This is a genomic window from Caulobacter sp. LARHSG274, assembly GCF_052871235.1.
Genome location: NZ_JBIXJO010000009.1, coordinates 94,478 through 108,693, shown reverse-complemented (window position 1 = coordinate 108,693; position 14,216 = coordinate 94,478). Strand labels below are relative to the sequence as shown.

Sequence of the window (14,216 nt, the reverse complement as noted above, 5' to 3'; positions counted from 1 at the left end):
CCTGTCCCGGGGGTGGGGCGGCGCCCGCCCCCCCCCCCCCCGGCGGGGGCCGCCCGGCGGCGGCCGACGCCCCCTCCGTCACGATGCGTATTCGCATCGCGCCACCTCCCCCGCGATGCGGGGGAGGAGAAGACCGCGGCGCGCATGAATTGACCACCCGCGCGACCGAACCGCCCCGTCCGGCATTGAACCTTCGCGCGTCCGATGGAGGCCTCGATGACCGGACTGTTGGCGATCGACCTGTTGGCCGTCGTGATCTTCGCCCTGGGGTTCCTGCTGGCCTTCAGGCCCGGCGTCTTCCGGGCGCTCAGGCGGCGCGGCGCGGACCGGGAGCGGGGCGTGTCCGAGGAGGTGGCCTCGGCGCTTCGCATCGCCGGCGTGATGGTCATGGCGTTCAGCCTGACGATCTGCGTGTTCGCCAACCTGATCGTCCGCTACTCGGCGGCGAGCGCGGCGGCGGGCTCGTGAACCCTACAATCGCCCGCGTCGCCCGCCCTTGAGCTTGTCCAGCGCGCGGCGGGCGTGTTCCACCTGCGCCGCCACGGGCGCCGCGACCGGGCCCGCCGCAGGGGCGGTTTCCAGAGGGGCCGGGCGTCGGACATTCGCCAGCATCGCGCTCACATCGGCCACGCTTTGGGTGGCGTGCAGACGCGCGGCGGCGGCGTCGGTCATCGTCGGGCCGGACGGCTTGGCGCGGTCACGCGGCGTGATCAGCGCCACCTTGCGGGCCATGGCGGCCATCTCGCCGATCGCCTTGGCCTTGTCGCGGGCCTGGCGGATGGCGGCCGGATCGGTGGTGGTGTCCAGGATCGCCCAGGTCGCGTCGAGGGCGGCCATCAGCTTGAGCTGGAAGTTCAGGCACCAGGTGGGGATGTCTTGGGCTTGGGTCATGCTCCAAGAATGCGGCCATCCTGGAGGGTGAGGATCGGAAACCTGCGTTTTCGTGTAAGCCGTTGATTAGCTTGAAGTTCGTTTCGGCGGGAGCGGGGATAGAGCGCCTATCAAGTCCGTCTCCCCGGCGAAGGCCGGGGTCCAGATCGAGCCCGGGGCGGCCGGGGATCAGGCGCCGTCGACGGGCGCGTCATCCCAGGCGCTCGAGCTGAATCTGGACCCCGGCCTTCGCCGGGGAAACGGAAGGGAGGGCGAACCCCTGTGGATAACTTTTGCGACTGCAGGACGCCCCCTCCGTCACGTCGCTGCTAGCGACGCGCCACCTCCCCCGCTTCCGCGAGGGAGGAGAGAGGGCGGCTTCTCCTCCCCCGTGCAACGGGGGAGGTGGCGGGCGCAGCCCGACGGAGGGGGCGTCCCGGCGTGTCCGGCGTTCGCCCTACGACGTCCACCCCCCGCCCAGCGCCTTGTAGATCGCCACGACGTTGGTGTTGACCCCGGTCTCGGCGACGGTCAGGGCGTCCTCCGCCGCCAGCAGGGTGCGTTCGGCGTCGAGCAGGACCAGGAAGTCGATGCCGCCTTCCTTGTACTGGATGCGGGCCAGTTCGGCGGCGCGGCGCGAGGCGGCGGCCTGGCTGGTCAGGCTGACCAGCTGGGCCTGCTGCTGGCGATAACCGACCAGGGCGTTCTCCAGGTCCTCCAGGGCGGCCAGCACGGTCTGGTCGTAATTGGCCAGGGCCGCGTCGTTGCGGGCCTCCTGGGCCTTCAGCCGCTGGTGGGCGCCGCCGAGGTCCAGGGCCGGCCAGGTGACCGACGGGGCCACCGACCAGGCCTGGCTGGCGCTGTCGCCGAAGCCCGAGGCGCTGCCCGACAGGAAGCCGATGAAGCCGGTCACCCGCACGCGCGGGAACAGGTCGGCGGTGGCCACCCCGACCTTGGCGGTCTGGGCCGCCAGGCGGCGCTCGGCGGCCTGGACGTCGGGACGGCGGCGCAGCAGGTCGGCGGCGTCGCCGATCGGCAGGGCGGCGATCAGCGGCGTGACCTCGGCGTCCTTGACGGCCAGGACCGCGTCCAGCTCGCCCGGCCGTTTGCCCGCCAGCACGCACAGCCGATAGTTGGCCCGCTTCTCGGCGGTGATCAGGGCCGGGATCGCCGCCTCGGTGGCGTTGAGCCGGGCCTGGGCGCTGGCGACGTCGATCGGGTTGCCGGCCCCGGCGTCATAGCGCACCTTGGTCAGGCGCAGGGTCTCGCGCTGGGTGTCGAGGTTGCGGTTGGCCACGGCCAGCCGGGCCTGGGCCCCGCGCAGTTCCAGATAGTTCCGCGCCACCTCGGCGGCGATGGTCACCTGGGCGTCGCGCAGGTCGGCCTGGGCGGCCCCGGCCTCGGCCCGGGCCGATTCGACGCCGCGGCGGACGCGACCGAACAGGTCGATCTCCCAGCCGGCGTCGAAGCCGGCCTGGTAGGTCTGGCTCTCGACCCGCTGGCCGTTGGAGCCGGGCTGCTGCTGGTCGCTCTTGACGTAGGACCCGTCGGCGGTGACCCGCGGCAGCTGGTCCAGGCGGGCGTCCTTGAACAGGGCGCGGGCCTCGTCGACCCGGGCGACGGCGATGCGGATGTCGAGGTTGCCGGCCAGGGCCTGGCTGATCAGGCCGTCCAGCACCGGGTCGTTGAACGCCTTCCACCACTGGGCCTCGGGATTGGCGGTCGAGAAGGCGCCGGCCGGGGCGTTCTGCAGCACCACCGGCGCCTGGACGGGGGTCTTGTAGTCGGGACCGACGGCGCAGGCGGCGAGAAGGAGCGCCGACGCGCCGATGGTCAGGGTAAGTTTCAAGGCAGTCATGGGTGACCTCGGAGGTCTCCCTTCCCGTCGGCGGATGGGGGAAGGGTCGGGGATGGGGGTGAAAGCGGTTCCGGAGATGGCGAGGTCGGCGTGTCGTCCACCGCCGTAGTCACCCCCACCCCCGGCCCCTCCCCCATCCGCCAACGGGAGGGGAGAAGAAACGGCGTTCATCAGTGCGCCTCCACGGCCGGAGTCGCCCGGGCCGCTTTCAGGGCCGCCCGGCGGGCGGTGTTGCGGCGGATGACGAAGTAGAAGATCGGGGTCAGGACCAGGCCGAACACCGTCACGCCGAGCATGCCGGAGAACACCGCCACGCCCATGGCCCGGCGCATCTCCGCGCCCGCCCCGTGGGAGACGACCAGCGGCCACACGCCCATGATGAAGGCGATCGAGGTCATCAGGATCGGCCGCAGCCGCAGGCGGCAGGCCTCCAGCACCGCCTGCATCGGGGTGTCGCCGTGCTCCTCGCGTTCCTTGGCGAACTCGACGATCAGGATGGCGTTCTTACACGCCAGCCCCACCAGCACGATCAGCCCGATCTGGGTGAAGATGTTGTTGTCGCCATGGGTCAGCAGCACGCCGGCCAGGGCCGACAGCAGGGTCATCGGCACGATCAGGATGACCACCAGCGGCAGGCTCCAGCTCTCGTACTGGGCGACCAGCACCAGGAAGGCCAGCAGCACGCACAGCGGGAAGATGTAGACCGCCGTGTTGCCGGCCAGGATCTGCTGGTAGGTCAGCTCGGTCCACTCGTAGCCCATGCCGTTGGGCAGCTCCTGCTTGGCCAGGTCCTCCAGGGCTTTCTGCGCCTGGCCGGTCGAATAGCCGGGGGCCGGGCCGCCGTTGATCTCGGCCGTGAGCACGCCGTTGTAGTGGCTCTCGCGGTCGGGGCCGGTGGCCTCCTTGAAGCTGACGAAGGCGCCCAGCGGGATCATCTGGCCGGCGGCGTTGCGGGTCTGCAGGCGCAGCATCTGTTCCGGTTGCAGGCGGAATTTCTGGTCGGCCTGGACATTGACCTCGTAGGTGCGGCCAAAGCGGTTGAAGTCGTTGACGTACAGCGAGCCCAGATAGACCTGCATGGTCTCGAAGAGGTCGGTCAGCGACACGCCGGAGGCGCGGGCCTTCTGGCGGTCGATATTGGCCTCGATCTTCGGCACCCCGACCTGGTAGGTCGAGAACACCCCGGCCAGGGCCGGATTCTTGCGGGCCTTGTCGATCAGGTTCTGGGTCTGCTTGTTCAGCTCCTCGGGGCCGAGGCCGGCGCGGTCGACGATCTGCATGCGGAAGCCGCCGATCGTGCCCAGGCCCTGCACCGAGGGCGGCGGGAACACCGCGATCTGGGCGTCGGGAATGGCCCCGAACTTCTGGTTCAGCTGGCCGACGATGGCGTTGGCCGACATCGACTTGTCCTTACGGTCCTTGAAGTCGGACAGCGGGAAGAACACTGCGCCGGAGTTGGGGCTGTTGATGAAGCCGTTGGCCGACAGGCCGGGGAAGGCCACCGAGTGCTTGATGCCCGGCACCTTCATGGCGATGTCGCTCATCTGGCGGATGACCGCTTCGGTGCGGTCCAGCGAGGCCGCGTCGGGCAGCTGCACGACGGCGACCACATAGGCCTTGTCCTGTTGCGGCACGAAGCCGCCCGGGGTCTTCATGAAGGCGCCGATGGTCAGGGCCAGCAGCACCCCATAGATCACCAGCCCCGCCGTCGATCGTCCCAGGGTGCGCCCGACATTGCGGACGTAACCGTTGGAGGCCTTGGCGAAGAAGCGGTTGAACGGGTTGAACAGCCAGCCCAGGGCCGCGTCGATGATCTTCTGGAAGCGGTCCTTGGGCGCGTCGTGGCTCTTGAGCAGCACCGCGGCCAGGGCCGGCGACAGGGTCAGGGAGTTGAAGGCCGAGATCACCGTCGAGATGGCGATGGTCAGGGCGAACTGGCGGTAGAACTGGCCCGACAGGCCGCTGATGAAGGCGGTGGGGATGAACACCGCGCACAGCACCAGGGCCGTGGAGATGATCGGCCCGGTGACCTCGCTCATCGCCTTGCGGGTGGCCGCCGCCGGTTCGAGGCCGTTGGATATGTTGCGCTCGACGTTCTCGACCACGACGATGGCGTCGTCGACGACGATGCCGATGGCCAGCACCAGGCCGAACAGGGTCAGGGCGTTGAGGCCGAAGCCCAGCATCAGCAGCACCGCGAAGGTGCCGATCAGCGAGACGGGCACGGCGATCAGCGGGATGATCGAGGCCCGCCAGCCCTGCAGGAACAGCACCACCACCAGCACGACCAGGATGATCGCCTCGACCAGGGTGTGGATGACCGAGTTGATGCTCTCCTGCACGAAGGCGGTGGTGTCGTAGATGATCTCGTAGTCGACGCCCTCGGGGAACTCCTTCTTCAGCTCCTTCATCGTCTTCTTGATGTCGGCGGCCATGGCCAAGGCGTTGGAGCCCGGGCGCTGGAAGATCGGCATGGCCACGGCCGACTTGTTGTCGAGCAGGCTGCGCAGGGCGTAGTTGTTGGCCCCCATCTCGACCCGGGCCACGTCGCCCAGGTGGGTGATCTCGCCGTTGTCGCCCGAGCGGATGATGACGTCGCGGAACTGCTCCTCGTCGGTCAGGCGGCCGGGGGCGTTGATCGACAGCTGGAAGTCCGAGCCCATGTCGGTCGGCGGCGCGCCCAGCTGACCGGCGGCGACCTGGACGTTCTGCTCGCGCAGGGCCTTGACCACGTCGCCGGCGGTCATGTTCAGCGAGGCCAGCTTCTCAGGGTCCAGCCAGACCCGCATGGAGTAGGCGCCGGCCCCGAAGATCTGCACGTCGCCCACGCCGTCGACGCGCTTGAGGCGGTCACGGACGTTCAGCTGCGCGTAGTTGCTCAGATAGAGCATGTCGTAGCGGTTGTTGGGCGAGATCATGTGCACGACCAGGGTCAGGTCGGGCGAGGCCTTGTCGGTGGTCACGCCGATGCGCTGCACCTCCTGGGGCAGTTTCGGCAGGGCCTGGGCGACGCGGTTCTGGACCTGCACCTGGGCCTTGTCGAGGTCGGTGCCCAGGGCGAAGGTGACGGTCAGGATCATCGCCCCGTCCGACGCCGACTGCGACGACTGGTAGATCATGCCCTCGACGCCGTTGATCGCCTGCTCCAGCGGGGCGGCGACGGTCTGGCCGATGACGGCGGGGTTGGCGCCCGGATAGGCGGCGCGCACGACCACGGTCGGCGGCACCACCTCGGGATATTCCGAGATCGGCAGGCGCGGCAGCGCCACCAGCCCGGCGATGAAGATGACGATCGACAGCACGGCGGCGAACCGCGGCCGGCTGACGAAGAATTTGGAGAAGTTCATGGGCGGCGTCCGGGGAGGAGGCAAGGAGGGGGCGTCAGGAGCTTTTTGGGCTCCTCAATTCCGTCTTCCCGGCGAAGGCCGGGACCCAGATTCATCCTGAGACTTGGCAGGGTTTCACCTGGGCCCCGGCCTTCGCCGGGGAAACGGGTCAAGTCAGTTCTGGCCGACGCTGTTGATCATCGCGACGCGCTGGGGCGCGGTCTCGAACTGGCTGAGGTCGCTGGACAGGTCGGTCTTGACCACCACCGGGTTGACGGCGTCGCCCGGCTTGACCTTCTGCAGGCCGCCGACCACCACCCGGTCGCCGGGCTTCAGGCCCGTGCGGATGATGCGCAGGTTGCCGGCCAGCGGGCCGATCTCGACCGGGCGGTACTGGGCCTTGTTGTCGCGCCCGACCACCACGACGTAGCGCTTGCCCAGGTCGGTGGCCACGGCGCGGTCGGGGGCCAGGGCCACCGTCTGCGACTGGTCGCTGACCAGGCGGATGCGGGCGAACAGCCCCGGCGTGAAGCGGCCGTCCTGGTTGTCGAAGATCGCCCGGCCGTTGATGGTGCCGCTCTTGGCGTCCATGGCGTTGTCGATGAACTTCAGCTTGCCGACGTGCGGATAGCCGTCCTCGGTCATCAGGCCCAGATAGACCGGGCTGGCCTTGCCGCGCTCGGCCGAGGCGTATTTCAGGAAGGTCTGCTCGTCGGCGTTGAAGGTGGCGTAGATCGGGGTGTCGGAGACCACCGTGGTCAGCAGGTCGGACGGGGTGACCAGGTTGCCGCGGGTGATCACCGCCTTGGAGACCCGACCGTCGATCGGCGAGACCACCCGGGTCCATTCCAGGTTCAGCCGGGCGGTCTGGTAGGCGGCGTTGGCGGCGCCGAGATTGGCCTGCGCGGCCTTCTCCTCGGCTGAAAGCCGGTCGAACTCGCTCTGGGCCAGGGCGTTTTGCTCGATCAGCCGGCGGCCGCGCTCGCGGTTGACGGTGGCCAGGTTCAGCTGGGCCTTGGCGCGATCGACCTCGGCGGCGGCGCGGTTGACCTCGGCCTGGTAGGGGCGCGGGTCGATCTGGAACAGCACCTGGCCCTTGCGGACCCGGGCGCCTTCCTCGAACCGCGCGCCGTCGATGTAGCCGCTGACCCGCGGGCGGATGTCGACGGTGTCGACGGCTTCCAGGCGGCCGGTGAAGTCGTCCCACTGGCGCAGGTCCTTGAAGGCCACGTCGGTGACGGTGACCTGGGCGGGCGGCGGGGCGGCTTCCGGCTTGGCCTGGGCGGTGCAGGCGGCCAGCACGGCGGCGGCGGCCAGGACGGCGAAGGACTTGAGGACGGGGGCGGGATGCTTACGCATGGGAAAACCTGAAAACGGGCGTTGGAGAGGGGAGGAACAGACGGATCGGAAGGTCATTCGAGGACGGGGCGCTTGGCCGACCGGGGCGATCGGCGGCGGGGCCCGGCGGCCCGGTCGATCCAGGTCTTGGCCGCGGCCAACCACGGACGGGCGGCGGTGGCGGGACGGGCGGCATCTTGGCTCGCGCTCGGGGGCATGGCTCGCGCTCCTGTTCGGGGTTGATCTTGGGTTGAGGATGAAATGTCGCAGTTGCTGTTGCTTGACGTAGCGTCCATCTGGAACGATGTAGGTGATGTGACGATACCGTTCGGTATCATCTACGCGGTGAGAGATACTGATCGGTAACTCTCACGTCAAGGTGAGGTGCTGTGAAAATGGCTGAGAGAAATTCTGGTGGGGGCAAGATGGACGACCTGGAGGCGCCGGTTTGCGTCCCGTTGTCCAAGCGTCCGGCCCGTGACCGGATCTTCGAAACGGCCCGCGAGCTGTTCTACCAGCATGGCATTCGCGCCGTCGGCGTCGAGGCGATCGCCCACGAGGCCGACGCCACCAAGATGACGCTGTACCGCAACTTCCCGTCCAAGGACGAGCTGGTGGCCGAGGTGCTGCGCGAGCAGGAACGCGACTACTGGATCTGGTGGGACGAGATCACCGGCTGCACCTGCGGCGACCCGCGGGCCCAGCTGGAGGCGATCTTCGACGCCTTCGAGACCAAGGCCTGCGACGCCGACATCCATGGCTGCCCGCTGTCCAACGCCGCGATCGAGCTGCACGAGGTCGACCACCCGGCCCAGAAGGTGTCGGTGGCCTTCAAGCAGCAGCTCCACGCGCGGCTGCTGGACCTCTGCCGCCGGGCCGGGGCCCCCGACGACGACCTCGCCGACGGCCTGATGCTGCTGATGGAGGGGTCCTGCACCGCCCGGGTCACCCTGGGCCCGGGCGGCCCGGTCCGCGCCGTGGCCCGCGCCGGCCGGAAGCTGATCAAGGCCTATCTCGACCAGTAGGCGACGGAGGCTGCAGCGCGTCGCGCGAACCCGCCGTTGGATCCGCGCGACGCGCGCCGGCGCCGCCAAAGGGGAGGGAAAAGGCGTCGCCGCTGAAAACCTATCAAGTGAGTAGGAATTCAGTCGCGCCAGTTTTTCTGGCCCCCCGTTCAGATCATTCCACGATCCGAGAAACTGAAAACGCGCTCAGGAGTTCTGGGTCGCGACAGTTGCGTTTCTCGCCTACCAGTGTCTTATAGTTGTGAAGAAGCGAGCCTATAATCCGATGTGTCGACCCTGCCTCATGGGGCGAATGCCGGTCTGACCTCGATGTTTTCGGGGGCGACCGCCGCCCGAAATCCCGCTCGTTCGCGCCGCCGGAAGGCCGCGCCCGTTATCGTTTTTGCGTAAAAGGAGCTCCTCATGGCTCTGCTGATTTCCGTCGCCCCCGCCGAGCAAGGCTGGGCCGTGCGTTCCGAGGCCCTGGAGGCCGATCTCACCTTCGAACGCGGCGGCCGCGCCGAAGCCGCCGCCCGCGACCTGGCCAGCCGCCTGGCTGCGTCCGGACGCAGCGTCGAGGTGCGGGTGTTCCTGCGCGACGGCGCCGAGGCCGGGCGGTTCCTGCATCCCGCCGGCGGCTGGGCGAGCTGACGGTGACGCTGAGGCCTCCATCGCTTCGCGACTGCCTCGATCCCCTTCTCCCCTTGCGGGAGAAGGTGTCGGCGTAGCCGACGGATGAGGGGTCGACGGGCGGTTGCCGATTGAGTTCTAAGCTTGCCGGACAGGGCGGCGCGACCCCTCATCCGACCTCGCTCCGCGAGGCCACCTTCTCCTGCAAGGGGAGAAGGAAGGCTATTTTCGTCCGTCCCCCCTACAGCCAGCCGTTCTTCCGGAACCGCGTCCACAGCACGCCGCAGATCGCGGCGATCACCGCCATCGCCGCGGGATAGCCGTAGGTCCAGCGCAACTCCGGCATGTGCTCGAAGTTCATGCCGTAGACCCCGGCCACGGCGGTCGGCACCGCCAGGATCGCGGCCCAGGCGGCCAGCTTGCGGGTGATCTCGCCCTGGCGCTGCTGCTCGAGCAGGGAGGCGGCCTCGAACACCGAGGTGATCACCTCGCGCAGGGCGTCGACCCGGCTCTCGACCCGCTGCACATGGTCGTGGACATCGCGGAAATAGGGCTTCACGTCCTCGTCCAGGCAGGGGGTGTCCAGGTGCTCCAGCCGACCGCACATCTCGGCCATCGGGCTCAGCACCCGCTTGAAGCGGATCAGGTCGCGGCGCAGCTGGAACAGGCGCTTGACCTCGGCATGGCTGAGGAAGGCCTCCAGCGCCCGCCGCTCGATCTCCAGCACCTCCTCCTCCAGCGCCTCGACGATCGGCACGTAGCCATCGACCACGAAGTCGAGGACGGCGTGCAGCACATAGTCGGCGCCCTTGGCCAGCAGGCCGGGCGAGGCTTCCAGCTGCTCGCGCAGCTCGGTGTGGGCGCGGGCCGAGCCGTGGCGCACGGTGATCACATGGCCCGACCCGACGAAGATCGCCGTTTCGCCATAGACGATCGCCCCCTCGACCAGCTGGGCCGTGCGGGTGACCACGAACAGCTCGCGGCCATAGACCTCGACCTTGGGGCTCTGGTGGGCGTTGAGGGCGTCCTCGATCGCCAGGGGGTGCAGCCGGAAGCGGCCCTGCAGCCGCTGCAGCTCGTCGGGACTGGGCTCGAACAGGCCGATCCAGACGAACTCCTCGGGCGCGGTGGCCAGGGCTTGGGGGTCGTCGAGCGAGACGCTGCGGGTCCGCACGCCGTCCCGATAGATGTAGGCCGCGACGACGCTCATGCTGTTTTCCTGCGCAATGCCTTTGGTCGATTGACGCGAGGCTTCCCCTTCGTCAACCCTAGGGCCGAACGGGCTGCGCCGCATGGGCGCCCCGCGCGCAACACCCGAGGCGGAGCTGGGCTCCATCCAACAGGGCGAACGCCGCGACAGCGGCGCATGGGAGAGAAGACGTATGGGGGAAGCGGCAATTCCCGTCGCCGGCGCCAAGGGCGGCCGCGCGGTGGGGCGCAAGGACGCGCTGGTGATCGGGGCGTCGTCGGTCGGCACGGTGTTCGAGTGGTATGACTTCTACCTCTACGGCTCGCTGGCGACCTACATCACCAAGCACTTCTTCTCTGGGGTGAACGAGACCACCGGCTACATCTTCGCCCTGCTGGCCTTCGCGGCCGGCTTTGCGGTGCGGCCGTTCGGGGCCCTGGTGTTCGGCCGGCTGGGCGACCTGTGGGGGCGCAAGAACACCTTCCTGGTCACCATGCTGCTGATGGGGCTGTCGACCTTCGTGGTCGGCCTGCTGCCCAGCTACGCCCAGATCGGCATCGCCGCGCCGATCGCCCTGGTGGTGATGCGTCTGGTCCAGGGCCTGGCCCTGGGCGGCGAATACGGCGGGGCGGCGACCTATGTGGCCGAGCACGCGCCCCCCGGACGCCGCGGCCTCTACACCAGCTTCATCCAGGTGACCGCCACCTTCGGCCTGTTCCTCAGCCTGATCGTCATCCTGCTGACCCGCCAGGCGACCGGCGACGACGCCTTCCAGGCGTTCGGCTGGCGCATCCCGTTCCTGATCTCGGTGCTGCTGCTGGGCGTGTCGCTGTGGATCCGCCTGCAGCTGTCGGAAAGTCCGTCGTTCCAGCGCATGGTCGACGAGGGCAAGGGCAGCAAGCAGCCGCTGACCGATTCGTTCGCCAAGTGGGGCAATCTGAAGATCGTCATCCTGGCCCTGGTCGGCCTGACCGCCGGTCAGGCGGTGGTCTGGTACACCGGCCAGTTCTACGCCCTGTTCTTCCTGGAGAAGATGCTCAAGGTCGACGGCGGCGTGACCAACGGCCTGGTCGCCATCGCCCTGCTGATCGGCACGCCGTTCTTCGTGGTCTTCGGCTGGCTGTCGGACCGCATCGGCCGCAAGCCGATCATCATGCTCGGCTGCCTGCTGGCGGCCCTGACCTATTTCCCGCTGTTCAAGACCCTGACTGTGGCGGCCAATCCGCGCCTGGCCGCCGCCGCGGCCAGCGCCCCGGTGACGGTGGTCGCCGACCCGGCCGACTGCTCGTTCCAGTTCGACCCGATCGGCAAGACGGTGTTCAACCGCTCGTGCGACCTGGCCAAGTCCTACCTCGCCAAGGCCGGCGTCACCTACACCAACCAGGCCGCGCCGGCCGGCAGCGTCGCCCAGGTGCGGATCGGCGCGACGGTGATCGCCTCGTTCCCGGGCCAGACCCTCGACAAGGCCGCGTTCAAGACCCGCAAGACCGCCTGGGACAAGCAGGTGGGCGCGGCCCTGGCCAGCGCCGGCTATCCGGCCAAGGCCGACGAGGCCCTGATCAATAAGCCGCTGGTGGTGGCGATCCTGGCCATCCTGGTGCTCTATGTGACCATGGTCTACGGCCCGATCGCCGCCATGCTGGTCGAGCTGTTCCCGACCAATATCCGCTACACCTCGATGAGCCTGCCCTACCATATCGGCAACGGCTGGTTCGGCGGCTTCCTGCCGACCACCGCCTTCGCCATGGTCGCGGCCACCGGCAACATCTATTACGGCCTGTGGTACCCGATCGTGGTCGCCGGGGTGACGGCGGTGGTCGGCATCCTGTTCCTGAAGGAAACCAAGGACGTCGACATCGAGGCCTGAAGGCCGTCCGGCCCGCCGGCCCGCGCTTGGAGCGCGTTGGGCGAAAGTGTGAGCGGTTTCGCCCGCCAAACGCGCTCTAAATGTTTGAATCTAGAGCCTGTTCATCGGGGTCAGATGATTCCATCTGATCCCGGCAGGCTCTAGGCGCGGGTCAGCAGGCCGTGGGCGTCGGGGCCCGACTCGCCGCGGGCGTCGAGATAGGCGGTCACCTGGTCGAGCATCCGCTCAGCCTGGTTCAGGCCGCCCAGGGCCCAGTCGATTTCGCTGACCGTGCGCGGATCGCCGTGCAGCCGCTCGCGCGAGGCGGTCAGCGCCCGGGCGGCGACCGCATGCAGGGCGGTCATGTCGCGGCAGGCCTCGGCCGCCATCCAGCCGACGGCGGCCATCCGCCGGGCCCGGCGCAGCGCCGCCTCGGCCTCGCGCCGGCGCTGCTCGGCTTCGCGCAGCACGGCCTGGGCGCGGGTCAACTGGCGCGCGCCGCTCTCGGCGATCTGCCGCCTCTGGCGGCGCTCGCCGTCGCGGGCGGCCTTCATCTCGCGCAGGGCCTGGGCCCAGTCGTTCTCCTCGCCGGCCGCCTGGGGCCGATTCCGCTTCCCAAAGATGCCGGTTCCTTTCCAGTGTCCAAGAACCATAGAGTCCTCCATGAACCCCAGCCCGCTCTTATGGTTTCTCGACCCCGTCCGTTAATGCTATGCGCCGAGTGCCAAATTTAACCCTATAGCTGACATTTTGAGTATATATGGATAATGGCGCGTTAACTATGCGAACACAGAAACGGTGAAGCTATCCTATAGATTCAATGTAGGTTTTGTTGGCGATTTAAAGATTTGTAACAATTCAAACCTACTCGTATTTGGCATTGGTTTCCGAATTCAGGTCCGATTGCGGGCGTGGCGAGCGGCGTCAGCTGACAGGCCGCCCGCCGCCGGACCGTTTCTCGCCAGGAGAGGCCCATGGACGATCACAGGCTCGCGGATTCCTGGCCCGTCGGCGATGGTCGTCGCCCCCAGCGTGATCTCGGCGCCGGCCCGGTCCGCGAGGAACGGTCCTTCGTCGCTCCGGCGCCGAAATCGCCCGTCCGCGCCGCGGTGGCGGTGCGCGCCACCCAGGGACCGCATGAGGTCTGGGCGCGCGTCCCCGGACGCGACCTGACCGTCACCCAGCTGACCCCCGGCGCCTGCCCTGGCCGGCAATTGCGGGCAGAGCTCGGCGACGTCGCCCTCGACGCCGGCGGCTTCGACGGCGACCTGCGCGTGCGCGGCGCCCTGGCCAAGGACGCCTTCAGCCTCGTCTGCGTGCTCGAGCAGGACGGGACCGCAAATCAGTGGGGACACGCGGTCGAGGCAGGCGACATCCTGATCGTCCCCCCGGGCGGCGAGCTCGACGGCCGCTTCCTGGGCCGCACGGCCTATGCCGTGGTCACCGCCCCTTGGGCGCTGATCTCGCGTCGCGCCGCGCTGTGGCAAGGGCGGATCGATCCGCGCCTGTGGGCCGAGGCCGGCGTGCATTCGCCGCCGCCGGCGGCGCGAACGGCCTGCCGCGACGCGCTGCGGCGATGCTCGGAAATGCTGCGGTCCCTGGACGGCCGGGCGCCCGACGGCCTGGTCAGCCTGGTGCGCCAGGCGCTGCTGGACGGCGTACTGACCGCCCTGGCCCAGGTCGAGGACGACGGCCCGCTGCGGCAGGGCTTCCTCAACGCCGCCCGCATCGTCCGGCTCAGCGAGGACTATCTCGACGCCGCCGCCGGGCCGGGGGTGCAGATCGACGAGCTGTGCGGCGCCCTGGGCATTTCGCGCCGCACCCTCTATCGCGCTTTTCATGACCTGCTCGACGTCAGCCCCAAGGCCCATCTGCGCCTGAAGAACCTGTCGGCGGCCCGCGGCCGGCTGCTGGCGGCGGCCGAGCGGCCGACCACGGTGACCCAGGTGGCGCTGGACCACGGCTTCTGGGAGCTGGGCCGCTTCTCCGGCGCCTATCGCACGATGTTCGGCGAGACCCCGTCGGAGACGCTGCGGCGCGTCCAGGGCGGCCTTCGGCGTTGACAGCGACGGCCGACGCCGTCGAGGTTGAGGCGAGCGCGCGGGGCGCCCCGATTTGAGGTTGCAGTCATGGTCCCACGGTTCGCACGGCGGCT

At 69.0% G+C, this 14,216-nt stretch carries 11 protein-coding genes; 5 read left to right on the top strand and 6 right to left on the bottom strand.

Annotated elements, in window-relative coordinates; all coding sequences use genetic code 11:
• Nucleotides 1-216: 216 nt before the first annotated feature.
• Entirely contained in the window at nt 217-468 is a 252-nt protein-coding gene (locus ACIPQB_RS15940) for a hypothetical protein (RefSeq protein ID WP_446486234.1), read from the top strand.
• Between the two features lie 3 nt (nt 469-471).
• On the opposite strand, the gene ACIPQB_RS15935 is transcribed toward ACIPQB_RS15940, so the two are convergent.
• From ACIPQB_RS15935 to ACIPQB_RS15920, 4 genes are all read right to left on the bottom strand, one after another.
• Nucleotides 472-891 (bottom strand): hypothetical protein, encoded by a 420-nt coding sequence (locus tag ACIPQB_RS15935; RefSeq protein ID WP_446486233.1) that lies wholly within the window; start codon nt 889-891, stop codon nt 472-474.
• Between the two features lie 436 nt (nt 892-1,327).
• Nucleotides 1,328-2,728 (bottom strand): efflux transporter outer membrane subunit, encoded by a 1,401-nt coding sequence (locus tag ACIPQB_RS15930; RefSeq protein WP_446486232.1) that lies wholly within the window; start codon nt 2,726-2,728, stop codon nt 1,328-1,330.
• Nucleotides 2,729-2,898: 170 nt separating this feature from the next.
• A complete protein-coding gene (locus ACIPQB_RS15925) occupies nt 2,899-6,075 on the bottom strand; it encodes an efflux RND transporter permease subunit (RefSeq protein WP_446486231.1) in 3,177 nt (1,058 codons plus the stop codon).
• A gap of 153 nt (nt 6,076-6,228) precedes the next feature.
• Nucleotides 6,229-7,413: an efflux RND transporter periplasmic adaptor subunit gene (locus ACIPQB_RS15920; RefSeq protein WP_446486230.1), complete on the bottom strand. Its 1,185-nt coding sequence runs from the start codon at nt 7,411-7,413 to the stop codon at nt 6,229-6,231.
• Nucleotides 7,414-7,787: 374 nt separating this feature from the next.
• Between ACIPQB_RS15920 and ACIPQB_RS15915 the strand changes: the two genes are divergently transcribed.
• Both ACIPQB_RS15915 and ACIPQB_RS15910 read left to right on the top strand, forming a co-directional pair.
• Entirely contained in the window at nt 7,788-8,417 is a 630-nt protein-coding gene (locus tag ACIPQB_RS15915) for a TetR/AcrR family transcriptional regulator (RefSeq protein WP_446486229.1), read from the top strand.
• 402 nt (nt 8,418-8,819) lie between these two features.
• Nucleotides 8,820-9,047 carry a hypothetical protein gene (locus ACIPQB_RS15910; protein ID WP_446486228.1) on the top strand — a complete coding sequence of 76 codons (228 nt, stop codon included), beginning with the start codon at nt 8,820-8,822 and terminating at the stop codon, nt 9,045-9,047.
• A gap of 220 nt (nt 9,048-9,267) precedes the next feature.
• Here the strand turns inward: ACIPQB_RS15910 and corA are convergent, their stop codons facing one another.
• Nucleotides 9,268-10,236 carry a magnesium/cobalt transporter CorA gene (corA, locus tag ACIPQB_RS15905; RefSeq protein WP_446486227.1) on the bottom strand — a complete coding sequence of 323 codons (969 nt, stop codon included), beginning with the start codon at nt 10,234-10,236 and terminating at the stop codon, nt 9,268-9,270.
• 172 nt (nt 10,237-10,408) lie between these two features.
• On the opposite strand from corA, the gene ACIPQB_RS15900 reads away from it, so the two are divergent.
• Nucleotides 10,409-12,082, top strand: a complete 1,674-nt coding sequence (locus ACIPQB_RS15900) for an MFS transporter (protein WP_446486226.1) — start codon at nt 10,409-10,411, stop codon at nt 12,080-12,082.
• 140 nt (nt 12,083-12,222) lie between these two features.
• Here the strand turns inward: ACIPQB_RS15900 and ACIPQB_RS15895 are convergent, their stop codons facing one another.
• Nucleotides 12,223-12,714, bottom strand: coding sequence for a hypothetical protein (locus ACIPQB_RS15895; RefSeq protein ID WP_446486225.1), 492 nt, complete (start codon nt 12,712-12,714; stop codon nt 12,223-12,225).
• 321 nt (nt 12,715-13,035) lie between these two features.
• Here ACIPQB_RS15895 and ACIPQB_RS15890 point away from each other — a divergent pair, with 321 nt between their 5' ends.
• Nucleotides 13,036-14,124 (top strand): helix-turn-helix domain-containing protein, encoded by a 1,089-nt coding sequence (locus ACIPQB_RS15890; RefSeq protein WP_446486224.1) that lies wholly within the window; start codon nt 13,036-13,038, stop codon nt 14,122-14,124.
• The last annotated feature ends 92 nt before the right edge of the window (nt 14,125-14,216 follow it).

Coding starts and splice junctions, on each gene's coding strand:
- ACIPQB_RS15940 (WP_446486234.1), top strand. CDS start 217: ATGACCGGACTGTTGGCGATCGACCTGTTGGCCGTCGTGATCTTCGCC.
- ACIPQB_RS15925 (WP_446486231.1), bottom strand. CDS start 6,075: ATGAACTTCTCCAAATTCTTCGTCAGCCGGCCGCGGTTCGCCGCCGTG.
- ACIPQB_RS15930 (WP_446486232.1), bottom strand. CDS start 2,728: ATGACTGCCTTGAAACTTACCCTGACCATCGGCGCGTCGGCGCTCCTT.
- ACIPQB_RS15895 (WP_446486225.1), bottom strand. CDS start 12,714: ATGGTTCTTGGACACTGGAAAGGAACCGGCATCTTTGGGAAGCGGAAT.
- ACIPQB_RS15910 (WP_446486228.1), top strand. CDS start 8,820: ATGGCTCTGCTGATTTCCGTCGCCCCCGCCGAGCAAGGCTGGGCCGTG.
- ACIPQB_RS15920 (WP_446486230.1), bottom strand. CDS start 7,413: ATGCGTAAGCATCCCGCCCCCGTCCTCAAGTCCTTCGCCGTCCTGGCC.
- corA (WP_446486227.1), bottom strand. CDS start 10,236: ATGAGCGTCGTCGCGGCCTACATCTATCGGGACGGCGTGCGGACCCGC.
- ACIPQB_RS15900 (WP_446486226.1), top strand. CDS start 10,409: ATGGGGGAAGCGGCAATTCCCGTCGCCGGCGCCAAGGGCGGCCGCGCG.
- ACIPQB_RS15915 (WP_446486229.1), top strand. CDS start 7,788: ATGGCTGAGAGAAATTCTGGTGGGGGCAAGATGGACGACCTGGAGGCG.
- ACIPQB_RS15935 (WP_446486233.1), bottom strand. CDS start 891: ATGACCCAAGCCCAAGACATCCCCACCTGGTGCCTGAACTTCCAGCTC.
- ACIPQB_RS15890 (WP_446486224.1), top strand. CDS start 13,036: ATGGACGATCACAGGCTCGCGGATTCCTGGCCCGTCGGCGATGGTCGT.